Raw genomic sequence first — 22628 nt, forward strand, 5'->3', positions numbered from 1 at the left:
GTCCGCCTCCCTTCGTGGTGGGTGTAGCTCAGTTGGTAGAGCACCTGGTTGTGGTCCAGGTGGCCGCGGGTTCAAGTCCCGTCACTCACCCTGTTCCCCTGGGGCACGAGGTCTCCTCGCGCCCCAGGGGTTTTTTCATGCCCCGCGGCCGGGCCTAGGGGCGGAGGAAGGCCTCCACCTCGGTGGCGAAGGCCACGGGGGTCTCGTGCGGCGGGTAGTGCCCGGCGCCGGGGAGGGTGTGGACGCGGCAGTTGGGGTACCAGACCTGCCAGGTGGCGCGCATCACGTCGGCGGTGAGCGCGAGGTCGTACTCTCCGACCAGGACGAGTACCGGGACGGTGTTGCCCTTCACGGCGGCGGACAGGTCCAGGGACTGCCAGCTCGCGAGGTAGTCGGCGAAGGCCTCCGGCCGGGAGACCTCCAGGGAGTGGGTGACCATCGCGTCGATCCAGCGGCGGCTCGCCCGGTTTCCGGTGACGAGGTCGAGGATGGCGCGCCGGTTCTCGCGGCTCTCGGCGGCGCCGAAGAAGAGCGCGCGGGTGGCGTCGTCCATCGCGTACGGCGCGGCCGGGACCGGGTTGACCCCGACGAGCTTCTCGATCCGCTGGGGGGCGCGGACGAGGACCTGCTGGGCGGCCTTGCCGCCCATGGAGTGGCCGAGCAGGGAGAAGGTGTCCCAGCCGAGCTCGTCGGCGAGTTCGAGGACGTCGTCGGCGATCTCGGGGAGGGTGTGGCGGCCGGTGACGTCGCGGCGTTCGCCGTAGCCCCGGTAGTCGAGGAAGGCGTACGAGAACCCCTCGGGGTCGAAGTGGTCCAGCACGGAGCCCCAGTTGGCGGACGTACCGAACCAGTCGTGCAGCACGATGACGCGGACGGGTCCGGTACCGATCCGGCGGTGGGCGATGGCCATGCGTTCTCCCTCGGTGACGGAGGTGGTGACAACCGACGCCGTACGTCATGCCCATCGCGCCTACCATCACACCGTGAGCCCGACATCGCACACGGACCGGCTGGTCATGGGGGGTTTCTCCCGCGCCGACGGGGCCCGGCACCCCCATCACCCGAGCAGCTACGAGATCACCGATCCCGCCGAGGCCGCCGAGGTCCGGGCCGTCCGGGAGCTGGGCCGGGCGCGCGCCGCCGCGGCCGGCGAGGTGCTGTTCACCTGTGCCTGCGGGGACGACGACGGGACCCGCCACCCCACCCCGGAGTCGAACCGGCTGCTGGACCCGCTGTCCCCCGACGGGATCCCGGCCCGCCACCGGGCCCGCTGGGCGGCGGCGGCACCGGGCGTGCTGCGGGAGTACGCCGGGGCCCTCGCGGCGGGCGCCGAGGATCCCGCGGCGCCGCGCGGGGTGCCGCTGAGCGTGGCCTTCGGCTGGCTGGGCGCCGTACGCGAGGAGCCGCGCGACGCGGCGTGGCTGCTCGCCGAACGGGCCCCGCTGCGCCTGCTGGCCGGGGCCGACACCGCCGAACTGGCGTGGGCGGTGCGGGAGTCGGACCGCGCCGGGCTGGAGGGTGCCGTCCGGTTCTTCGCGGGCGAGGAGTTCACCTCCCGCCATCCCAAGCGGCGCCGGGTCCCGGACACGGCCCGCGACCTGCTGCTCCGGCACGCCCGCAGCCACCGCCCCGCGGACCTGGCGGTCCTGGAACGGCGGCTGCTGCGCACACCGCAGGACCGGATCAGGCGGTCCTGATGGCGGGGTCGGAGACGCCCGGGGCGCCGGTCTCCACGTGTCCCGCGAAGCGCCGCAGGAAGGTGGTGTCGAGGTCGGAGACGACCTTGACGTCGTACCAGCGGCCCGTCGCACCCAGGTTGACGGTGTGGGTGACCCTGCCGCCGGCCGGGACCCGGAAGGTCTGGGCCGCGCCGCCGTAGGCGTTGGCCACGGTGAGGTTGACCGCTGCCGTGCCGGAGTTGGTCATCGTCAGGTCCAGGTTGCCGGTGGAGCTCACGTGGCGGGCCGTGACCTCCGGGCCGGCCTTCTTCGCCGGGCCCTTCCAGGTGCGCAGGAAGCCGTTGGGACCCCACACCGTCAGGTTGATCTGGTTGCCGGTGGAGCTGCTGGTGGACCAGGTGTCGGCAAGCGTCTTGCCCGCCTCGACCGTGTAGGGCCAGGGGCCGTCCGTGCGGTTGCCCGAGGTGCTGTGGAAGTGGGCGCCCAGGGTCGGGCCGGAGGCGAAGGTGAGGGTGAACTTGCCGGTGGAGACGGTGCGGGAGCCGTCCACGTACGGAACGTAGCCGAGCGCGCGGGTCGGCTTGGCCCCGGCCTCCTGCGGGGGCAGCGCGCCCGTCGTCGGCGGCGTGGGGTGGTAGGACGGGTGGCGGTCCTTGTCCGGCGGGACGTACGCGGCCGTGGACGGCAGCGCGGCGGGGGCGGCATCGGCCCTGGTGAAGTCGAAGGCCGAGGTCAGGTCGCCGCAGACGGCACGGCGCCACGGGGAGATGTTCGGCTCGTGCACCCCGAAGCGCTTCTCCATGAAGCGGATCACCGAGGTGTGGTCGAAGGTTTCGGAGCAGACGTAGCCGCCCTTGCTCCACGGAGAGACCACGATCATCGGGACGCGCGGACCCAGCCCGTACGGTCCGGCGGCGTAACCGCCGCCGCCCGCGTACAGGTCCTTCGACACGTCGGCGGTGGACAGGCCCCAGGCGGAGGAGGCCGGCGGGTACGGCGGGACCACGTGGTCGAAGAAGCCGTCGTTCTCGTCGTAGGTGATGAACAGGGCGGTCTTCGCCCACACCGCAGGGTTCGCCGTCAGCGCGTCCAGGACCTGCGAGATGTACCAGGCGCCGAAGTTCGTCGGCCAGTTCGAGTGCTCGCTGAACGCCTCGGGGGCGGCGATCCAGGAGACCTGGGGCAGGGTGCCGTTGACCACGTCGGCGCGGAGCCGGTCGAAGTAGCCCTCGCCCGCCTTGACGTCGGTGCCGGTGCGCGCCTTCTCGTACAGGGGGCTGCCGGGCCGGGCATTGCGGTAGGTGTTGAAGTACAGCAGCGAGTTGTCGCCGTAGTTGCCGCGGAAGGCGTCGTTGATCCAGCCCCAGGAGCCGGCGGCGTCCAGGCCGTCGCCGATGTCCTGGTAGACCTTCCAGGAGATCCCGGCGGACTCCAGGCGCTCGGGGTAGGTCTTCCACCCGTAGCCGGCCTCCTGGTTGCCGAGGACCGGGCCGCCGCCCAGGCCGTCGTTTCCGGTGTGGCCCGTCCACATGTAGTAGCGGTTGGGGTCCGTGGCGCCGATGAAGGAGCAGTGGTAGGCGTCGCACACCGTGAAGGCGTCTGCGAGGGCGTAGTGGAACGGGATGTCGTTCCGCGTCATGTACGACATGGTCGTGGCCGTCTTGGCAGGGACCCACTTGTCGTACTTGCCGTTGTTGTACGCCTGGTGGCCGCCGGCCCAGTCGTGGTCGAGGCCCTCCAGGAACTGCATTCCGAGGTCCGCGATCTGCGGATGGAAGGGCAGGACGTCCTTGGTGCCGTTCGACTGGTGGAAGATCGTCCGGCCGTTGTCCTGGATCACCGGGCGCGGGTCGCCGAAGCCCCGGACACCCTTCATCGCGCCGAAGTAGTGGTCGAAGGACCGGTTCTCCTGCATCAGGACGACGACGTGCTCGATGTCCTGGATCGTTCCGGTGGTGCCCTGCGCCGAGATGGCGGCGGCCCGCGCGATGCTGCCGTTCAGCATCGCGACGGCGGCCGTGCCGCCGGCTATCTGCAGGAACCTGCGACGGTTGAGCTCTGCCATGGGGTGACGACCTCTGGGGGTGAGGGGGGAGTCGAGGGGCGCCCCAAGGACAGCGGTCCCGGGGTACCGGACGGAGATGCCTTCGTGACACGGCGCCGTACACCTGGAGAACGGACGGCGTTGCGTACGCGGTCCCGCGCGCCCCGCGGCCCGCCGGTTCCGCACCGCTGGGAGGGTACGGCGAAGCACCTGCTCACAACAGACGGCGTGAACGGGCCACATGGCCGGAAGCGCGCGTTCCTACTCATCCGGACCGCGCACCGGACCTCCGAGAACTGAGCATCCGTACTCAGGCCCCGGCGCACCCGCCCCGCCATCGTGTGGACATGTTCATCGAGCCGTGTGACCCGCCCCGCAGCGCCGGTCCGACCGCCGTCGGCAGCTTCCTGCCCGACGAGGTGCTGTCCTCGCAGGCCCTCCAGGAGGAGGTGGCGCGCCGCAGTGGCCTGGCGCTGCCGCCGAGGCTGCTGACGCAGGCCACCGGGATCGTCTCCCGCCGGGTCGCGGCCGAGGGCGTGTACGCCTCCACGCTCGCCGTGGGCGCCGCCCGGCGGGCGCTGGACTCCGCCTCGCTCTCCCCCCTCGACATCGACCTGCTGCTCTTCGCCTCCGCCTCGCGCGACATGGTCGAGCCGGCGACCGCGCACATCGTGCAGGCGGAGCTGGGCTCGCGGGCCCACGCCCTGGACGTCACCAACGCCTGCAACAGCTTCGTGAACGGCATCGACCTCGCCCGCTCGATGGTCCTCGCCGGACGGGCCCGGCGGGCCCTGGTGGTGACCGGCGAGACCCCGAGCCGGGCGGTGCGCAAGGACCCGTCCGGACCGGCGGAGCTGCGCGACGGGTTCGCCGGCTACACCTTCGGCGACGCCGGCGCGGCCGTCGTGGTCGAGGCCGTGGAGCGCGGCGGCATCCTCGACGTGGACACCGAGACCCACTCGGAGCACTGGGAGGTCGGGGGCATACCCGGCGGCGGTTCACGGCACCCGCGCGGGGACGCGTACACCTACTTCCGCGGCGACGGGCACGAACTGCGCGGCGTCTTCGAGAAGGTGGGCACCGCCGTCATCGACCGGACGCTGCACCGCACGGGGTTGTCCTGGGACGGCTTCGCGAAGGTGCTGGTGCACCAGGTGACCGTGCCCTATCTGGAGCGGTTCGCCGAACTGACCGGGGTGCCCGCCGACAAGCTGGTGGTGACCGTGCCGGAGCTGGGCAACGTCGCGAGCGCGAGCATCGGGGTGCAGCTGGACCGTGTGTTCCCGCGGCTGGCGCCGGGCGAACGGGTGCTGTTCGTCGGCCTGGGCGGCGGCATCAGCATCATGACGATGGTCTGGGAGAAGTCGTGAACCGGATGTGGGTCGTGGTGCCCGCGCACGAGGAGGAGGCGCGGCTGGCGGACACCCTGCGGGCGCTCGCCGCGCAGCGGGACCGGGACTTCACCCTGCTCGTCGTCGACAACGCCTCGGCGGACGGCACGGGCGCCGTCGCCCGGGAGTTCGCGGTCGGCGCGCCTTTCCCGGTGGAGGTGATCGAGGAACCCGAGAAGGGTGTCGGCTCCGCCGTGGACACCGGTTTCCGGTACGCGATCGGCCGGGGTGCGGCGCTCCTCGCCCGCACCGACGCCGACTGCCTGCCCCGGCCCGGCTGGACGGCGGCCGCACGGAACGCGCTCACCCGCCGCCCCGGACTGGTGTGCGGGCGGATCGTGGCCCGGCGCGACGAGCACGGCCCGCTGGGCCGGGCCGGTTTCGGGGTGCTGGTGGCGCTCGCCGCGCTCTTCGGCCGGCTGCGGCCGCGGCACGCCCGCCGCCACGGCTACCGGGCGCCCTACCGCATGCACGCCGGGAACAACATGGCGATCACCGCCGAGTTGTACCTGGCCGTCGGCGGCATGCCGCGGCGCCCCTCGCCGACCGACCGGCTGTTCCTCAACGCCGTGCGCCGGCACACCGACCGGATCGTCCACTGCCGGGAGATGGTCGTGGAGAACTCGACACGGCGCCTGCGGGCCTACGGGCTCGCCGGCACCGCCCGCTGGTACCTGGACCAGGGCAGCGGACCGCACGGAACGGACGACCCCCGCTGATGCTGGACCGACTCGACCACGCGCTGCGCAGCCGCCCCGAGCGGCCCGCCGTGCTCACCGCCACCCGCACCGGCGCGCCCCGGGTGCGGGCCACCCGGGGCGAACTCGCCGAGCTGGCGGACGCCTTCGCCGCCGCCCTGCACGCGCGCGGGCTGCGCGCCGGGGACACCGTCGGGGTCGCCGTGCGCCCCGGGCCGCGGGCCCTCGCCGTCCTGCTCGCGCTGTGGCGGCTCGGGCTGCGCGGGGCCGTGCTGGACCCGGGCGCCGGGCCCGACGTCCTGCGGGCCCGCCTCGCGCTGGCCCGGCCCGCGCTGGTGCTGGCCGACGCGGCCGCGCAGGCGGTGGCGGGCTGGGCCCGGCCGCTGGCCCGCCGGGCCGGGCTCGCGCTGCCCGACCTGGCCGGCCTGGGGCCGGTGGCCTCGGTCGGGCCCCGGCTGCCGGGGTGCGCGCCCGCGCTGGACCTGGGGGCGCCCCGGCTCGGCGTGCCCGCGCACGCCGCCGCGGACGGCGACGCCGACGCGGTGATCGTGTTCACCTCCGGGACCACCTCCCGGCCGCGTGCCGTGGTGCACACCCGGGCGAGCCTGTCGGCCGGCATGGCCACGGTCTCGTCCCTCTTCGACGCCCGCGGGGGCGAGCCGGTACTCGGCGGTACCTTCTTCGTCCTCGTCCCCTCCCTGACCCGCGGCGCCGCCGTGGCCCTGCCGGCCGGCAGCGCCCGCGTACTGGCACGGCAGTTGCACCGGCTGCGGCCCTCCGACAGCTATCTGACCCCGCCCCGGCTGCGGGACGCGCTGGGCGCCGGCGCCCGCTTCCACGGCCGTGTGTGGACGGGCTCCGCGCCGGCCGGCGCCGACCTGCTGGAACGCGTACGGGGCGCGGGCGCGGCCGAGGCCTGGGGCGTCTACGCGCTCACCGAGCTGTTCCCCGCCGCCGCGGTCGAGTCCCGGGAGAAGTCCGCCTTCGACGGGGACGGGGACCTGGTCGGGGCGCCGCTGCCCGGGGTACGGGCCGAGCGGGACGACGACGGACAGCTGCTGCTGGCCGGGCCGGGGGCCCGCCACCGCTACCTCGGCGAGGACCCCGATCCGTGGGTGCGTACGGGCGACCGGGCGCGGCTGGACGCCGGGGGCCGGATCGTCCTGGAGGGCCGGTGCAAGGACATGGTTCTGCGCCGGGCCGAGAACATCTACCCGGGCCTGTACGAGCCCGCCCTGCACGTGCCGGGGGTGGAGCTGGCCGTGCTCGTCGGGATCCCGGCGGGCGACGGCGACGAACGGCTCGTCGCCGTCGTGCAGCCGCAGCGCGGCGCGGACGAACCGGCCCTGCGCGCGGCCCTGTCGAAGCCGGTCGCCCGGATGGGCACGGCCCGCCCGGACGAGGTGCTCCTCGCGCGGATCCCGCTGTCGGGACGCTCGCGCAAGCCGGACCGGGCGGCGACGGCGGCCCTGGCGGCGCAGCGCCTGGGCCAGATGTGACCCCTGTACCCGGCCGGACCCGGACCACCAGGCCGGGGCCGGGCCCACCGGGCCGGAAACCAGACCACCCGGCCGGAACCGGACCACCGGGCCGGAACCGGGCCACCCGGCTGGCTCCGGACCACCAGGCTGGTGCCCGGACCACCAGGCCCGGAAGCCCGTACGTGGCGCAGGCTCCCCGGCGTTGCCGCCGCGCAGGCGCTGACCGCCGGTGCGGTCGGCCCCGGGTCCGGGGCCGCACGCCCGAAGCCCCCTGCCTTCCCCCGATCCGCCCGTCCCATGGAGGTACGGCCCTGATGAGTCCCACGTCCCACGCCCGGGCGCGGCGCCGCGACCGCCGGGTCTACCTGGGCGGCCACCCCCTGCTGTTCGGGCTGCTCGCCGCCACCCGCGGCCGGCCCGTGCGCCGGCTCGGCCGGACCGTGCTGGTGCACGGCACCGACTCCTACCGGGAGGCCCTGACCCGGCTGCCGCTCGACCGGACCGCCCAGGGCACCACGGGCGCCGCGGCGCGCGCCGCGCTGGGTGGCGACGGGGGTGTGCTCTTCGACCAGGAGGGCTCCGGCCACCGGTCGGACCGGCGGGACCTGGCGGGGCAGCTCTCCGCGGCCGGGGTGGCGCGGCTGCGGGAGCGGTGGCGGCCGCTGCTCGCACGGCGCCTTGAGCCGCTCGCCGAGGGCGGCGAGGTCGACCTCGTCGAGCTGGCCCGCGAGCTGTCGGGGACGGTGGTGTGCGCCCTGCTGGGCTCCGGCGCCGACCCGTGCGAAGTCGCACGGGCCGCCGCCGAGGCGGCGGCCGCCGCCGTACGCAGTCACCTGCCCGGGCCGCGCCGCCCACGCGCCGAGGCCGCCGCGGCCCGGGCCGCCGGAGTGCTGGGCGGCCTCCTGGGCGGTGTCCGCGCGACGGCGCCGGCCGCTGCGAGTGCGCGCTCGGCGGCGTCCGGTGCACGCGACGGTGAGGCGGGGAAAGACGGCCGTGCGGCGGACCGGCCGGGTCCGACGCGGCACGGGTGCGGGCCGGACCCCGCCCGGCAGCAGGGAATTGGCCTACACGGCCCGGGCCGCGCCGACGGCGCACTCGCGGCGATGGTGGCGGTGGCAGCGGTGAACACCACGGTGGCCGCGCTGCCGCGGGCGGTGGCCTGGTGCGCCGACGCCGGACTGTGGGACCAGGCGGCCGACGAGGCGCTGCGCCCGGCACTGGCGGACGAGCTGCTGCGGGTCACGGCCGCCTCGCCGCTGCTGCCGCGCGTGGCCGCCGCGGACGGCACGCTCGGCGGCTGCCCGGTGCGGGGCGGCGACCGGCTGCTGCTGGTCGCCCGGCATGCCGCCGGGGCGCACCGGCGCGATCCGGACGCCCGCCGCCCGGCCGAACCGGCCCTGTCGCGGCTGGTGTTCGGGGCCGGGGGGCACGCGTGCCCCGGAGCCCGGCTGGCGTCCGTCCAGCTGGCCGATGTACTGGCGGCGCTGGCCCCGTACCGGCCGGTGGTGACACGGGCCCGGGTGGACCGGGGTGCGGCGCTGCCGGGCTGGCGGACGCTGTGCGTACGGGCGGCATCGTGATCGCGGTCACGGGCGCGAGCGGCTTCTGCGGCGGGCACGTGGCGCGCGCCGCGGCGGCGGCCGGTGCCCGGGTGGTGGGGGTCGGGCGCAGACCGGGCCCGGTGGGCGAGCACCGGTTCTGGGACGCGACCGCGGGCGACCCGGACCTCACCGGGGTGGACGTGGTGGTCCACTGCGCGGCGGCGGTCGGCGACCCCTCCCCCGGCTCGGCGGCGGAGGCGCTGATGCACGAGGTCAACGTCATCGGCACCGAGCGGCTGCTGCGGGCCGCGGCGGGCCGGCCGGTGGTGTGGGTGAGCAGTGCCAGTGTCTACGACCCGCGGCTGGACCGCTCCCTCGTCGGCGAGGAACACCCGCGCGCCGGGCAGTTGAACGCCTACGGCCGCACGAAGGCGGCGGGTGAGACCCTGGCCCTGGCCGCCGGGGCGGTGGTGCTGCGCCCACGGGCCGTGTACGGGCCGGGCGACACCACGCTGCTGCCGCGGCTGCTGTCACGGGTCCGGGCGGGCACCCTGCTGCTGCCGGGCCCGGACGTGCGGCTGAGCCTGACGGCCGTGGAGAACCTGGCGGAGGCCGCTCTCGCGGCCGCGGCCTGGCCGCCGGGGGCGTACAACGTGGCCGACGGCAGGCCGTACGGCCGTGACGCCGCGGTCCGCGCGGTGCTGGACGCCCACGGCGTCCGCGCCCGGATCCGGCACCTGCCGCTGCGGGCGGCCCGCGCCGCGGCCCGGGTCTCGGAGGCCCTGGCGACCGCCGAACCGGCCCTCAGCCGGTACGCGGTGGACCAGCTGGCCCACCCCGTGGTCCTGGACCTGGCCCGCGCCCGCTCCCGGGGCTGGCTGCCCCGCCGCACCCTGGCGGACCACCTGGGAGACGTGGTGTCGGCCGGGACCGGGGCGGTCAGCCGCTGACGGGGGTCGGGGTCTGCCGCGCCTTGTCGATGAGCACGTCGAGCAGCGCGAGCAGGGACGCGCGGACGTCCGTGCGCGAGCGGGCGTCGAGCATGAGGACGGGCGTGTCGGGATCCCGCAGGTGCAGGGCCGCCCCGATCTCCTCGGCGGTGTAGGGCTGTTCGCCGTGGAAGCAGTTCGCGCCGACCACGAAGGGCAGGCCGCGGCTCTCGAAGAAGTCGACGGCCGGGAAGCTGCGGTCGAGGCGGCGCGTGTCGACCAGCACGATCGCCCCGAGGGCGCCGCCCAGGAGGTCGTCCCACATGAACCAGAAGCGCTCCTGGCCGGGGGTGCCGAACAGGTAGAGGACGATGCCGGCGTCGGTGAGCGTGATCCGGCCGAAGTCCATCGCCACGGTGGTGAGGTTTTTGGACTCGATGCCTTCGAGGTCGTCGACGCCGACGCCCGCGGCCGTCAGCCGCTCCTCCGTCCGCAGCGGCTCGATCTCGGAGATCGTCTCCACCAGGGTGGTCTTGCCGACTCCGAACCCACCGGCGATGAGGATCTTGACCGGGGCCGGTTCCCGGGAGGCGGGTGTGGCGGGTGTGTCATATCCGGGCAAGGCTGTCCCTGATTCTCATGAGCAGGTTGACGTCGGTGGTGTCGGAGGCCGCCAGGGGCGGCCGGTGGGTGATCAGGCCGCGGTCGGCGAGTTCCCCGAGGAGCAGCGTCATCGGGGTGAGACGGATGTTCATCCGCGCCGCGATTTCCGCGACCGCGCGCCCGCCCGGCGGCGCGCACAGGTCGAGGACCTCCTGCCACTCGGTGGGGAGTGCCCCGTGCGCGTCGTCGGCGACCGCCGCCGTGATGGTGGTGTCCATGGTCAGGACGGTGTGCGCAGCGGCCGTACGGCCGTCGGTGAGGGCGTACAGCCGCGTACGGCGGCGGCTTGCGGGCTGCGGCTCGTCCTGCGGCATTACGGGTTCGGCACCTGGCCGCGCTCGGGGGTGCCCAGCCACTCGCCGAGCGCCTGCGCGGTGCGTACGGCCTCGCCGCCCAGCTCGCCGAGGCGGGCCTTGCGGGAGGTCACCACGATGAGCGTGCTGCCCTCCCCGCATCCGACGATGCAGAGGTACCGGTCGTCCATCTCGACGAGCTGGCGGATGACGCGGCCGCCGTCGATCTCACGGGATATCGCCTTCATCGTGGAGGCGATGCCGGAGGCGGCGGCCGCCATCCGCTCGGCCTGGGGCTGGTCCAGCAGGTAGGCGCTGAGCCGGATGCCGTCGTTGGACAGGAGCACGGCTCCCTGGATGCCGGCGATCCTGCTCAGGTTGTTGTCGAGGACGCTGTAGATCGCGTCGTTGGATGCCGCGGTGTTCGATGAGGTGGTCATGGCTGATCCCGTCGGAGCTCTTCTTCCACTGTCTGGGTCCCCTGTTCGTAGTCCGCCCAGGCGTCGGCGACCTCTTCGGGTGTCGCTGTGTCCTGGGGAACCCTTGTCTCCGGCGCGTGGGGCGCGCGCAGTTGGTCGGCGAGGTGGGTCTGCGGTACGCGCTCGGGGAGGGCCGGCCGCGCGGGGGCGGCCGCCGCGGCCGGCCGGACCGCGGGTACGGCGGCCGGTGCGGGCCGGGGCGTCTTCGTACGGCGGCTGGGCAGTCCGGCGCTCGTGTGCACCACCGGCCCTGGCTCTCGGCCCTCGGCGGGGACCGGCCCTCCGGGGTCCGAGGGCACGGGCACGTCCGCGGCGGGGGCGTCCGCGGCGGACTCGGCCGCAGCGGAGTCCGGCTCCGCGGCCGGGGCCGGGACCACCGGTTCGCGGCGGGCGGGCCCGCCCGGGGCCTCCCCTGCCGTCGGCAGCAGCAGTTCGGCCGGGAGGACCACCACCGCGCAGGTCCCTCCGTACACCGAGCGGCGCAGGGTCACCGTGGCCCCGAGCTGGTCGGTGAGGTGGCCCACGACGAAGAGGCCGAGCCGGTGCGCGTTCTGCGCCAGGACGGAGTACGGCGGTGCCTGGTGCAGGCGGCCGTTCATCTCCTCGTACCGCTCGGGGCTCACCCGCGGCCCGCGGTCCTCGATCTCGACCGTCAGCCCGTCGGCGACGAGTTCGGCGCGGATGACCACCTTGGACTTGGGCGGGGAGAACCGGGTGGCGTTGTCCAGCAGTTCGGCCAGCAGGTGGCTAATCCGGCTGACGGCGCTCGGCTCCACGCTGGTCTCGTCGAGGGCCTGCCGCTCGATGCGCCGGAAGTCCTCGACCTCCGCGGCGGCTTCGCGCAGCAGGTCGGCGACGCGCATGGGCTCGGTGTGCGGGTCGGGGACCTCGCCGCCCGCCAGGATGAGGAGGTTCTCGATCTGCCGCCGCATGCCGACCGTCAGCTGGTCGGACCGCATCAACTGGGCGAGCAGCGCCTCGTCGTGGCCGAAGGTGTCCTGGATGTCCTCGGTGAGGCTGAGCTGGCGGCTGACGAGGTTGCCTGTGCGCGAGGCGATGCCCGAGGCGAACAGGCCGAACCCGTGGCGCTCGGCGGCCAGCCGGCGGTGCCCGTCGACCGATACGGCGACGGCCCGGGCGAACGCGTCGCTGATGCGTCCGACCTCGTCCCGGTCCCCGCTGACCGCCGGCAGGGCCTCGGGGTCCACGGTCTGTCCGCGCTGGAGCCGGGCGACGACGTCGGGGAGGGTCTCCTCGGCCACGGTGACCGTGCGCTCGTGCAGTTCGCGCAGGCGGCGCAGGACCGACCGGGTGGTGAGGACGACCACGATCACGACGGCCAGCAGTCCGCCGCCGCTGCCGGCGATCAGCCAGGCGACCTCGGTCTGCAGCTGCGCGGCCTTGGCCTCGCCGCGGGTGAGCACCGAGCGCGCCAGGTCGATGTTGAGGGTGGTCATCTGCACGGAGAAGTTGGCGTGGGCGGACTTCCAGTCGCCGACCTCTGCGGGCACCCTGATGCCCGAGACGGTGTCCTGGTGCCCGGAGAGGACCGCGTTCTCGATGCGCGTCTTGGTCTGCCAGTCCGCGGAGCCGACGACCCGTTCGTAGAAGCGCTCGTCGCCTTCCGCGAGGTGCGGCACGATCAGCGCCTCGTGCAGGTAGCGCTGGGCTCCCAGGGAACTGACGAACTGGTCGTAGCCGACGAAGCCCAGTTCCCCGGACGGCCCGGCGAGCGCCAGGACGGTGTCCTCGCGCGCGACCATCTCGGTGGCCTGGAGCATCGACACCACGGGGCGGCTCGCCTGGGCGAGTTCGGCGTCCTCGGCGTGGCTGAACTCCTGCTGGTAGACCTGGATGACCTTGCCGATCACCTCGGAGTAGTAGGCGAGCGTGCTGTCGGCGGCGCCGCTGCGGGTGTCGGCGCGCTGGCGGTGGGCGGCCAGCTTCTCGAGCTGCCGGGTCACTTCGGCGAAGGACCTCGACGGGTCGTCCGCGAGCCGGCCGAATTCGGCCGCGGCCGAGTCCGTCGCGGCGCGCCGTACGCGCAGCTCGCCCTCGGCCCCCTCGGTGCCCGCCCACTGGGCCGCGGTCGCCGTCCGCTCCGCCTGCATGTCGACCATGAGCGTGTACAGCGGTGCGCCGATCCGCTCGGCGGCCTCCACGTCGGCCCGCAGCCGCGCCGACTGCTCCAGCAACCGGTCGGCGGTCAGCGTGACTTGGGTTCCCATCGCCACGGTGGGGACCACTGCCAGCCAGATGAGGAGGGTGCGCAGGCGCACGCTGCGCCACCGACGCGTCGTCGACCGCCCTCGTACGCCTTCGGGTTGTATGGGAGACATCGGTCCTCGGGAGCGGGGGCGACTGGGGACGTCAGGGGTGGCCGAACAGCCTGACCGGGCAGGGCACTGCTGAGGGGACGGTCACAACCGGTGTGGTGGTGACGGGATGTGAGGGGGCGATCATAACCAGACAGACCGAGGAAACGGATAGGTGTCTTCGAAGGTCGAACGTGCTATTGCCGGTGGATCACCCCAGGCCAGAGACCGGATCGGAACCGAACCGCGACGTCCTCGACACCATGGCCGTACGGTTCCGGCCAGCCGACCCTGCGGTCGCACCGGACAGGGGGCGGGGTGACGATGGAAAGGCGGCCCCGCCCGCGGCGCGCGGCCTTCCAGATTCCTCCCGGTAAGGAAGTCTCATGAACCGGCGCACACGGCTCCTCGTCCTCGGTCCCCTCGTGGCCGCCTCGTTCGTCGCCGCCCCCACCGCCCTCGCGGCGGCCCCGCACTCCGCTCCCGCCGCGGTCCCGGCCGCGACGTGTTCGACCTCCGGGGTCCTCGACAACGGGAAGGTGCACCTGTCGGGCGGCGGCTTCACCCCGGGCCCGGCCTACGTGTACGGGTCGGCCGGCTTCGGCGGGACGGTCGAGATAGCCCAGAACGGCGGCTTCCAGGTCATGAACGTGCCGCCGGGCCAGTACAGCGTCCGCCAGGGCGGCGAACTGACCCAGTGCAGCGGCTGAGTACGCGCACCCTCCGGGCCCGGACACGACACCGGGCCCTCCCGGCCCCGTGCGGGACCGGGAGGGCCCGGCTGTTCTCCTGAGGCGCCCCGGGGTCAGCCCGCGTCGGGGGCCGGGGTCAGGCGCAGCGAGATGCTGTTGATGCAGTAGCGCTGGTCGGTGGGGGTCGGGTAGCCCTCGCCCTCGAAGACGTGACCGAGGTGGGAGCCGCACTTGGCGCAGCGGACCTCGGTGCGGACCATGCCGTGCGAGGTGTCGGCGAGCAGTTCGACGGCGTCGGTGTCCTTCGGGTCGAAGAAGGAGGGCCAGCCGCAGTGCGACTCGAACTTCTCCGAGGAGCGGAACAGCTCGGCCCCGCAGCCGCGACAGGAGTAGACGCCCTCCGTCTTGGTGTCGGTGTACTCACCGCGGAAGGCCGGCTCGGTGCCGGCGAGGCGCAGCACCTGGTACTCGGACGGGGTCAGCTCCGCCTGCCACTGCTCGTCCGTCTTCTCGACCTCGTACGACATGACTCTCCCGCTCCCTCGTTCCGTCAGCTCGACAGGCGCGCGAGGATGGCCGGACCGAGGTCCGTGACGTCGCCCGCGCCCATGGTGAGAACGAGATCACCGGGCTTGGCCATTCCCGCGATGACGTCCGCGACGGCCGCCTTGTCGTGCTCGGCGGTGACGTCGGCGCCCGCCGCCCGGGCCGCGGCGATGATGATCTCGCTGGTGACGCCGGGGACCGGGTCCTCGCGGGCGGGGTAGATGTCCAGGACCACGGAGGCGTCGGCGAGTGCCAGGGCCTGGCCCATCTCCTTGCCGAGCTCCTGGGTGCGGGAGAACAGGTGCGGCTGGAACACCACCAGGATCCGGGAGTCGCCGGCGGCCCCGCGGATGGCCTCCAGGTCGGCGGTCATCTCGGTGGGGTGGTGCGCGTAGGAGTCGATGACCTGGACGCCGGCGGCCTCGCCCTTGAGCTGGAGGCGGCGCTTGACGCCGGTGTACTTGCCGAGGGCGGAGGCCAGGTTGTGGGCCGGGATGCCCAGGGCGACGCCCGCGGCGAGCGCCGCGACGGCGTTGTGGGCGTAGTGGCGGCCGGGGACGGAGACGGTGAAGGTGAGCATCCGGCCGTCCAGGACCACGGTGACCTCGCTGGTCAGGCCGCGCGGGGTGATCTTGGTGATGCGGACGTCGGCGTCCTCCTCCTCGCCGTACGTGACGACGGTGAGGCCCTCGCGGCCCGCGACGCGGCGGGCGATCTCCGCGGCGCCCTCCTGGCCGTGGGCGACGACCAGGGTGCCGCCGGGGACGACCTTGCCTACGAAGGTCTCGAAGGACTCGTAGATCTCCTCGATCGAAGCGTAGTTCGCGTGGTGGTCGAGCTCCGCGTTGAGGATGATCGCGACCTGCGGGGAGTACTTGTGGAAGGTGCGGTCGCTCTCGTCGGCCTCGGCCACGAAGATGTCGCCCTCGCCGTGGTGGGCGTTGGAGCCCGGGGCGTCCAGGTCGCCGCCGATGGCGTACGAAGGGTCCAGGCCCAGGGCCGAGAGGGAGACCGCCAGCATGGAGGTGGTGGTCGTCTTGCCGTGGGTGCCGGCGACGGCGATCGGGCGCAGGCCGTCCATCAGGGCGGCGAGGGCGTCGGAGCGGTGCACGACGGGCACGCCGAACTCGGCGGCGCGGGCCAGCTCGGGGTTGTCGGCGCGGATGGCGCTGGAGACGACCACGCAGGTGGAGTCTGCGGCGAGGTTCTCGGCGGCGTGTCCGCCGTGGACCGTGACGCCGTGGGCGCGCAGCGCGTCGGCGGTCTCGGAGTCGCCCCGGGCGTCGCTGCCGGCGACCCGGCCGCCGCGCTGGGCCAGGATCTTCGCGATGCCGGACATGCCGGCGCCGCCGATGCCGATGAAGTGGGGCCGTTCCATGGCGGTCGGCAGGCCGGGCTTCATTCAGGTCGCTCCAGGATCGAGTGCGGTGCTTGTGTGCGTCGGGCTCTGGGGCCCAAGCCTATTCGTTGTGGGCGAAGAGCTTGAGCACGGGAACGCCGACCTTGTGGCGCGCGCGGGAGGCCCAGTCCCGGTGGAAGAACTCCTCCACGAAGTGCGGGGCGGTCAGGACGATCACCTCGTCGGCGCCGGTCTCGTCGACCACGGACTGCAGTTTGTCGAGCGGGTGGTTCTCGATGATCTGCCCGACGGCCTTGGCGCCCTTCTGGCGCAGGGCGTTCAGGGAGTGCGCGAGGGCGTGCGCGGCGGGGCCGAGCGCGTCCTCGCCCTCCGGTTCGTCACCCTCACGGATGGCTTCGGGGAGTTCACCGAGCGCTACGTCGTCGATCGCGCGCAGCAGTCGGTCCTGGTCGCCCCGGGGTTGCATGAGGACGACGAAGGAGACCGTGTCGTCTCCGTGGAGGCTGGTGACGAAGTCCACGTCCACCGTGGTCAGCGGCTGCTCGATCATCAATACGCTCGTGAACACGGACGCCCTCTCCTTCATGGGCCGAGGCCGGCCGGCCGGCCCCTGCGGAAACCATCCTGCCCCGCTGTCGCACGGGGCCTGCGCAGGTATATGTGCCCAGCGGAAGCAAAGCGGAACGGGAAATTCCGCCCCTTGTCAGATCCGACGGTAGCTCGTGAACAGGAACCCGGCCTCTTCCAGTACGCAGGCGGGCGCGAGCCGGTGCGGAACCGTGACGGAAGGCCCTCCGGCGATGCGCTGGGCGCCGCCCGCCGTGAGGGTCGGGGAGATCGTCAGGCACAGCTCGTCCAGTACGTCGGCGGCCACGAACTGGCCCAGCAGCCGGGGCCCGCCCTCGGTGAGCTGGCGGCGCAGCCCCCGGTCGGCGAGTTCCCGTACGGCCCGGGCCGCGTCCACGGCGGCGCCGTCGCCGGCCACCACCACCTCGGCCCCGGCGCGCACCGCCTCGGCCACCCGGTCGGAGGGCGCGGCGGCGCCGGTGACCACCAGGGTCGGCACCAGCGGGGAGGTGAACAGCGGCAGCGAGAAGTCCAGGTCGAGGCCGGCGGTGATCACCGCGATGGCGGGGGCGGGGCCCTGCCCGGCGGCCTCGCGGCGGGCCGCGAAGGCCTCCCGGGCGCGGGCCGGGCGGTAGCCCTCCTGGCGAACCGTTTCCGCGCCGACGACCACCACATCGGCCAGCGCCCGCAGGGTGCCGAAGATCCGCATGTCGGTCTCGCCGGAGATGGGCTGTGAGCGGCCGTCGTGCTGGGCGGCGCCGTCGAGGGTGGAGACCATGTTGGCCCGGAGCCAGTGGCCGTCCGCCGCCAGTTCGGGGTACGCGTAGGCGTCCGCGAGCTCGTCGAGCGACCACTCCCGGTCGGCCCCGTCCCGCGTCCGGGCTGGTGTCTGATCGGTCACAGGGAACAGGCGTCGCATCGGTGCAGTGTGCCACGCCCCGTAGAGTTAAGGGCTGTGTCGACATCACCCACCACCTCCGGTTACACCTCAGGCCGGCCCCCGATGGCCGACGCCGGGCCGCAGGCCCTGTGCGCGCGCGAGCCGCGGGTGCCCGCCGAACGGCTGGTGGCCGAGATGGTGCCGCCGCCGCGGTTCGACTCCGTCCGCTTCGACACCTACGACCCCGACCCGGCCCAGCCGAGCCAGGCCGAGGCCGTCACCGTGCTGAGCGGTTTCGCCGCCGGCCTGGGCGGGGCGCACGCGAGCGGCGCCGGCAAGAAGCGCTGGTTCTCCAAGAAGCCGGCCGCCCCCGCCGGCCCGCGCGGGGTCTACCTCGACGGCGGCTACGGCGTCGGCAAGACCCACCTGCTCGCCTCGCTGTGGCACGCCACGCCGGCCGAGCCCGCGCTCAAGGCCTTCGGCACCTTCGTGGAGCTCACGAACCTGGTCGGCGCGCTCGGCTTCCAGCAGACCGTGCAGACCCTGGGCGGGCACAGGCTGCTGTGCATCGACGAGTTCGAGCTGGACGACCCGGGCGACACCGTGCTGGTGTCCTCGCTGCTCAGCCGTCTCGTCGAGCAGGGCGTGGCGCTGGCCGCCACCTCCAACACGCTGCCCGGCAAGCTCGGCGAGGGCCGCTTCGCCGCCGCTGACTTCCTGCGGGAGATCCAGGGGCTGTCGGCGCACTTCCGGCCGCTGCGGATCGACGGCCAGGACTACCGCCACCGCGGGCTGCCGGAGGCACCGGCGCCGTTCTCCGACGAGCAGGTCACCAAGGCCGCGTACGCGACCGAGGGCGCGAGCCTGGACGACTTCCCCGGCCTGCTGGAGCACCTGGCCCGGGTGCACCCGAGCCGGTACGGCGCCCTGACCGACGGGATCACGGCCGTCTGCCTGACCGACGTCGGCCCGGTGCCGGACCAGTCGACCGCGCTGCGGCTGGTGGTCCTGGCCGACCGGCTGTACGACCGCGAGGTCCCGGTGCTGGCGTCCGGCGTCCCGTTCGACAGGCTGTTCAGTGAGGAGATGCTGAACGGCGGCTATCGGAAGAAGTACTTCCGCGCCATATCGCGGCTCACCGCGCTGGCGCGCGACGCGAAACCCCTGGTGTCCCAGTAGGTTTGGGAAGGCCGGGCCCCCTTCCGGGGGCCCGGCCGTTCCCACTTCTACGAAGGGATCCATCATGGCCGCCACACGCAACGCCCACGCCGTATGGGAAGGCGACCTGTTCGAGGGCAAGGGCGTCGTCACCCTCGACTCGTCCGGCCTCGGCAGCTACCCGGTCTCCTGGCCCGCGCGCACCGACGAGGCGGCGAACGGACGGACCAGCCCGGAGGAGCTCATCGCCGCCGCGCACTCCAGCTGCTTCAACATGGCGTTCTCGAACGTGCTGGCGAAGGCGGGCAACCCGCCGGCCAAGCTGACCACTTCGGCAGCCGTCACGTTCGTACCCGGCAAGGGCATCACCGGCATCCACCTCACCACCGAGGGTGAGGTGCCGGGCCTGGACGAGGACGGCTTCGTCGCCGCGGCCGAGGACGCCAAGAAGAACTGCCCGGTCAGCCAGGCCCTGACCGGTACGACGATCACCCTGAGCGCCAAGCTCGTCTGACCGCTCCCGCTCCGGCGGGGGGCGCGGGCCGCACCACGCGGCCCGCACACCCCCGTCAGACGTTCGCCAGCTGCGGGATCAGGCGCATCGCGTTGTCGTGGTAGATCCCCCGCAGCTGCTCCGGCGTGAAGGCCGGGTCCGCTTCCAGTGCGGGCAGCGCCAGGTCCATGACCGTGTCCGCGGGGGCGGCGGGCCAGTCCGTGCCGAAGAGGACGCGGTCGGCCGGCACGTGCTCCAGCAGGGTCGCCGCGGGCGCCATGGGACCCGCGGTGTCGTAGTAGAAGCGGCTCAGGTGGTCGCGGACGGCCGCGGGTTCCACGCTCGGTTCGCAGAACCGGCCCAGTGCCTGCAGGCGCGTGGCGATGTACGGGAGGAAGCCGCCGGCGTGCGGCAGGACCACGGAGAGGTCCGGGAAGCGGTCCAGCGTCCTCCTGCTGATCATGTTCACGGCGGCCCGGGTGGTGTCCAGCAGGAAGTCGCACATGAAGTTCGGGATGCCCGGAACCGTCGGCGCACCGGGCGGGCCGCCCGGGAGGTTGTGCGGGTGGGTGTCCACCACGGCCGAGCGTTCGTTCAGCTCGTGGAAGAGCCGGTCGTAGGCGGGGTCCCCGAGGTAGACGCCCCCGTAGTTGGCGGTCACGTTGACGCCTGCGGCGCCGAGCTGCCCGAGCCCTCGGCGCACGGCCCACGACGACGCCTCCTGGTCGTCCAGGAAGAGCGGCACGTAGTACGAGAACCTCCCCGGGTGCGAGGTCGCCACCCCGATCATCGACCGCAGCGTGATGTTGATCGCCTCGCGCAGCTGCGCCGACGACCGGTAGCGCGCCGGCAGCATCGGCTTGAGGACGGCGGTGGTGATGCCCGCGCCGTCCATGAACCGGATCGACGCCTCGGTGTCGATCCGGGCCCACGGGGGCAGCTGCTCCGGCGTGATCAGCCCGTGCTGCACCGCCCACTCGCGCCACTCCGGCGCGCAGTAGTGATGGTGCATGTCGATCTTCGAATGGACCGTGCCCGCCGTGTCCGCGGCCGGCGCGGAGGGACCCCGGGCGATCCGGATGACCTCGCTGGTGCCCACCGCCGCGATGCGCAGTCCGCCCGCCGGCGCGCCCAGGAGCCGCACGGGGGTACTCACGGAGTCCGTCATGCCAATCCACCGCCCTTCGGGTCCGGTTGCTCTCCGGAGGCCACGGAGGCCAGGGCCGGCTCGCCCGGGTCACCGTCCGGGCGCGAGGGTTCCAGGACGATCCTCAGGTGCTCCAGCCCCCGGAAGGCCGCGACCGGGCCCTTGAGCCAGGCGCCCCGGGTCTCCTCCAGGTCCACCGGCCGCATGTCGGGGAACTCCCGCAGCAGGCAGGACAGTGCGATCTCGAGTTCGAGCCGCGCCAGCGGCGCCCCCAGGCAGTAGTGGGTGCCGTGGCCGAAGCCCAGGTGCGTGCCCTGCAGCCCCTCGCGCGTCACGTCCAGCTCGTCGGGCGCGTCGAACCTCTCCGGGTCCCGGTTGGCCGATGAGATCGCGATCTGCACCAGGGAGCCCTTGGGGATCACCGTGTCCCGGATCCGGGCCTCCCGGGCCGCGTACCGGAAGGTGGAGGTCTCCACCGACCCCTCGAAGCGCAGCATCTCCTCGACCGCCCCCGGGATGAGCCGCGGGTCCTCACGGAGCCTGGCCGCCTGGTCGGGGTGGAGCAGCAGGTTGAGGACGGAGTTGCCGATCTGGTACGCGGTGGTCTTGTGGCCGGCGAAGAACAGGACCCACAGCGACGCGACCAGTTCGGGGTCCTCCAGGCGTTCCTCCGCCTGGAGGAGGTCGCTGAGGAAGGTGTCCGACGGATGGTCGCGGGTGTCCGAGATGAGCCGTTCCAGCCGGTGCTGGAGCCGCTCCTCGGCCGCCTTCAGCTCCGCCCTTCGGCTGGGGTCGAACCGGGAGCGGGTGACCACCGCGAACTGCTCCAGGATCTCCGGGCGGTCCTCCTGCGGGATGCCCATCAGTTCGCACAGGACCGCGACGGGCAGGGGGAACGCGAACGAGGTCATCAGATCGACCGTGCCGGCCCTGCGGCACTCGCCGAGGATCGTCTCCGCGATCTCGGTGATCCGCGGACGCATCTGCTCCACCCGCCGGGGGGTGAAGGCGCTCCGCAGGATGCGGCGCAGCCGCGTGTGCCGCGGCGGGTCCGCGAAGAGCACGTTGTCGTCGAGCGCGTCGAAGAAGCTGCCGTACACCGCGTGGTAGGTGTCGATGGCGCCGCGCATGTCCTTGCTGAACCGGGGGTCCGACAGGGCGTCGCGGGCGTCGTCGTGGCGGGTGATCAGATAGGTGTCGATCCCGTGGGGAGGGGTCAGCCGGCACACCGGGTCCTGCTCGCGCAGCGCCGCGTACAGGGGGTGGGGGCACTGCCGGTACTCCGGCGCGCCCCTGGAGACGGCCGACACGATGTCCCGCAGTTCTCCGTCGCCGCTCGGTGCCGCGTCCCGCTGCGCCATGTTCCGCACCCTCCGTCGTACTCGCCGCCGTGGCTGTGGCCGTGGCCGTCGCAACGGCCGTCTGCGGACTCACCGGTTCCCCGTGCCGGTGCGCCGCGAAACGGCCCGGCTCCCGATCGGGTGAGCCGCCGGCTCCCGGGGCGCGGCCGTTCGCATGCGGGCGCCCGGCCACCGGTCGGCCGGGCGGCGCAGGGTCTGCCGTCGGCCGATCGGCGGTCGCCCGTCCGTGCCGTGTACGGGGCGGCGCCGGGCGGGCGCGGCGGACCGCGGGAAGGGGTGCTGTGCCACCAGCCAGCCCGTCACGAGGAGCCCGCGCATGGTCCGACGTCTCGCCCCCGCCCTCACCGCAGCCGCCTCGCTCGCCCTGGCGGCCGTCGCCGCGCCGCAGGCCTCCGCCGACCACGGCCCGGACGTCGGACGGGCCCTGGCCGACCGCGCGGCCGCGTACAGCGCGACCGCCAGGTACCAGGTGCACGCCAACGCGGTGGCGGCCGGCTACGTCCCCGACAAGTACTGCGTCTTCGACAAGGCGGGGCGGACCGGCGCACTCGGCTACCCGCACTTCAACCACTCGTACGACAACTCCGTCGACCCGAGGAAGCCCGCCGCGCTGTACTACGAGGACGACGGGCGCGGCGGCAAGCGTCTCGTCGGGGTCCAGTGGCTGGTCTACGACCGCGACCAGAAGCTGACCACGGACGACGACCGCCCGACGATGTTCGGCACCGCGTTCAAGGGCCCCAAGCCCGGCAACTTCCCCGGCCAGCCGGTCCACTACGCCCTGCACCTGTGGCTGTGGAAGAAGAACCCCCGCGGCCTGCACGAGACCTTCAACCCCGCGGTGGCCTGCCTGCCCGGCACCACCCGCCCCTGAGGGGGCGTCCCCGCCCGCCGTGCCTGGCCGTGCCACC

Annotated in this window: 22 protein-coding genes and 1 tRNA gene; 11 read left to right on the top strand and 12 right to left on the bottom strand. The window is 73.8% G+C overall.

Annotation, left to right across the window (positions count from 1 at the left end; genetic code table 11):
* Positions 1-17: 17 nt before the first annotated feature.
* Positions 18-90, top strand: a tRNA-His gene (locus ACZ3X1_RS31875).
* Between the two features lie 64 nt (positions 91-154).
* On the opposite strand, the gene ACZ3X1_RS31880 is transcribed toward ACZ3X1_RS31875, so the two are convergent.
* Entirely contained in the window at positions 155-910 is a 756-nt protein-coding gene (locus ACZ3X1_RS31880) for an alpha/beta fold hydrolase (protein WP_467282316.1), read from the bottom strand.
* Between the two features lie 73 nt (positions 911-983).
* Here ACZ3X1_RS31880 and ACZ3X1_RS31885 point away from each other — a divergent pair, with 73 nt between their 5' ends.
* Positions 984-1697 carry a hypothetical protein gene (locus ACZ3X1_RS31885; protein WP_467282319.1) on the top strand — a complete coding sequence of 238 codons (714 nt, stop codon included), beginning with the start codon at positions 984-986 and terminating at the stop codon, positions 1695-1697.
* On the opposite strand, the gene ACZ3X1_RS31890 is transcribed toward ACZ3X1_RS31885, so the two are convergent.
* Positions 1684-3744: a phosphocholine-specific phospholipase C gene (locus ACZ3X1_RS31890; RefSeq protein WP_467282321.1), complete on the bottom strand. Its 2061-nt coding sequence runs from the start codon at positions 3742-3744 to the stop codon at positions 1684-1686. The genes ACZ3X1_RS31885 and ACZ3X1_RS31890 overlap by 14 nt on opposite strands.
* 326 nt (positions 3745-4070) lie before the next feature.
* Here ACZ3X1_RS31890 and ACZ3X1_RS31895 point away from each other — a divergent pair, with 326 nt between their 5' ends.
* The 5 genes from ACZ3X1_RS31895 (at position 4071) to ACZ3X1_RS31915 (ending at position 9784) form a co-directional block, all read left to right on the top strand.
* Positions 4071-5093: a 3-oxoacyl-ACP synthase III family protein gene (locus ACZ3X1_RS31895; RefSeq protein WP_467282324.1), complete on the top strand. Its 1023-nt coding sequence runs from the start codon at positions 4071-4073 to the stop codon at positions 5091-5093.
* Positions 5094-5098: 5 nt separating this feature from the next.
* A complete protein-coding gene (locus ACZ3X1_RS31900) occupies positions 5099-5833 on the top strand; it encodes a glycosyltransferase family A protein (protein WP_356813576.1) in 735 nt (244 codons plus the stop codon).
* Positions 5833-7311 carry an AMP-binding protein gene (locus tag ACZ3X1_RS31905; RefSeq protein ID WP_390078518.1) on the top strand — a complete coding sequence of 493 codons (1479 nt, stop codon included), beginning with the start codon at positions 5833-5835 and terminating at the stop codon, positions 7309-7311. Before ACZ3X1_RS31900 ends, ACZ3X1_RS31905 begins: the two co-directional genes overlap by 1 nt.
* 296 nt (positions 7312-7607) lie before the next feature.
* Positions 7608-8873, top strand: a complete 1266-nt coding sequence (locus ACZ3X1_RS31910; RefSeq protein ID WP_467282327.1) for a cytochrome P450 family protein — start codon at positions 7608-7610, stop codon at positions 8871-8873.
* Positions 8870-9784: an NAD-dependent epimerase/dehydratase family protein gene (locus ACZ3X1_RS31915; RefSeq protein ID WP_362632607.1), complete on the top strand. Its 915-nt coding sequence runs from the start codon at positions 8870-8872 to the stop codon at positions 9782-9784. The genes ACZ3X1_RS31910 and ACZ3X1_RS31915 overlap by 4 nt, the downstream gene beginning before the upstream one ends.
* On the opposite strand, the gene ACZ3X1_RS31920 is transcribed toward ACZ3X1_RS31915, so the two are convergent.
* From ACZ3X1_RS31920 to ACZ3X1_RS31935, 4 genes are read right to left on the bottom strand one after another with little or no spacing between them, the layout of a single operon-like run.
* A complete protein-coding gene (locus ACZ3X1_RS31920) occupies positions 9774-10385 on the bottom strand; it encodes a GTP-binding protein (protein WP_356812542.1) in 612 nt (203 codons plus the stop codon). The two genes, ACZ3X1_RS31915 and ACZ3X1_RS31920, sit on opposite strands and share 11 nt — an antisense overlap.
* The gene (locus ACZ3X1_RS31925; RefSeq protein ID WP_356812543.1) at positions 10372-10740 is read right to left on the bottom strand and encodes a DUF742 domain-containing protein; all 369 of its coding nucleotides are present in this window, start codon (positions 10738-10740) and stop codon (positions 10372-10374) included. The genes ACZ3X1_RS31920 and ACZ3X1_RS31925 overlap by 14 nt, the downstream gene beginning before the upstream one ends.
* Entirely contained in the window at positions 10740-11159 is a 420-nt protein-coding gene (locus ACZ3X1_RS31930; RefSeq protein WP_030651655.1) for a roadblock/LC7 domain-containing protein, read from the bottom strand. Before ACZ3X1_RS31930 ends, ACZ3X1_RS31925 begins: the two co-directional genes overlap by 1 nt.
* Positions 11156-13477 carry a sensor histidine kinase gene (locus ACZ3X1_RS31935; protein ID WP_467282329.1) on the bottom strand — a complete coding sequence of 774 codons (2322 nt, stop codon included), beginning with the start codon at positions 13475-13477 and terminating at the stop codon, positions 11156-11158. The genes ACZ3X1_RS31930 and ACZ3X1_RS31935 overlap by 4 nt, the downstream gene beginning before the upstream one ends.
* Before the next feature lie 422 nt (positions 13478-13899).
* Between ACZ3X1_RS31935 and ACZ3X1_RS31940 the strand changes: the two genes are divergently transcribed.
* On the top strand, positions 13900-14223 hold the full coding sequence (locus ACZ3X1_RS31940) for a hypothetical protein (RefSeq protein WP_356812546.1): 324 nt from the start codon (positions 13900-13902) through the stop codon (positions 14221-14223).
* A 95-nt stretch (positions 14224-14318) separates the two neighbouring features.
* On the opposite strand, the gene msrB is transcribed toward ACZ3X1_RS31940, so the two are convergent.
* From msrB to ACZ3X1_RS31960, 4 genes are all read right to left on the bottom strand, one after another.
* Positions 14319-14732, bottom strand: a complete 414-nt coding sequence (gene msrB, locus ACZ3X1_RS31945) for a peptide-methionine (R)-S-oxide reductase MsrB (RefSeq protein WP_030651645.1) — start codon at positions 14730-14732, stop codon at positions 14319-14321.
* Positions 14733-14755: 23 nt separating this feature from the next.
* Positions 14756-16153, bottom strand: a complete 1398-nt coding sequence (gene murC, locus ACZ3X1_RS31950; RefSeq protein WP_356812547.1) for a UDP-N-acetylmuramate--L-alanine ligase — start codon at positions 16151-16153, stop codon at positions 14756-14758.
* Between the two features lie 58 nt (positions 16154-16211).
* Positions 16212-16679, bottom strand: a complete 468-nt coding sequence (locus ACZ3X1_RS31955) for an indole-3-glycerol phosphate synthase (protein ID WP_356812548.1) — start codon at positions 16677-16679, stop codon at positions 16212-16214.
* A gap of 135 nt (positions 16680-16814) precedes the next feature.
* On the bottom strand, positions 16815-17597 hold the full coding sequence (locus tag ACZ3X1_RS31960) for a pyrimidine reductase family protein (RefSeq protein WP_356812549.1): 783 nt from the start codon (positions 17595-17597) through the stop codon (positions 16815-16817).
* A gap of 84 nt (positions 17598-17681) precedes the next feature.
* On the opposite strand from ACZ3X1_RS31960, the gene zapE reads away from it, so the two are divergent.
* Positions 17682-18737 (top strand): cell division protein ZapE, encoded by a 1056-nt coding sequence (gene zapE, locus ACZ3X1_RS31965; protein WP_356812586.1) that lies wholly within the window; start codon positions 17682-17684, stop codon positions 18735-18737.
* Between the two features lie 64 nt (positions 18738-18801).
* Positions 18802-19230 carry an OsmC family protein gene (locus ACZ3X1_RS31970; RefSeq protein WP_356812550.1) on the top strand — a complete coding sequence of 143 codons (429 nt, stop codon included), beginning with the start codon at positions 18802-18804 and terminating at the stop codon, positions 19228-19230.
* Between the two features lie 55 nt (positions 19231-19285).
* Here the strand turns inward: ACZ3X1_RS31970 and ACZ3X1_RS31975 are convergent, their stop codons facing one another.
* A complete protein-coding gene (locus tag ACZ3X1_RS31975; RefSeq protein ID WP_467282334.1) occupies positions 19286-20365 on the bottom strand; it encodes an amidohydrolase family protein in 1080 nt (359 codons plus the stop codon).
* A gap of 8 nt (positions 20366-20373) precedes the next feature.
* Complete coding sequence (locus ACZ3X1_RS31980) at positions 20374-21717, bottom strand: cytochrome P450 family protein (protein ID WP_467282336.1); 1344 nt, start codon at positions 21715-21717, stop codon at positions 20374-20376.
* Positions 21718-22033: 316 nt separating this feature from the next.
* On the opposite strand from ACZ3X1_RS31980, the gene ACZ3X1_RS31985 reads away from it, so the two are divergent.
* Entirely contained in the window at positions 22034-22591 is a 558-nt protein-coding gene (locus ACZ3X1_RS31985; RefSeq protein ID WP_356812553.1) for a hypothetical protein, read from the top strand.
* Positions 22592-22628 lie beyond the last annotated feature (37 nt).

This window comes from Streptomyces sp. NPDC023541, from assembly GCF_055559995.1.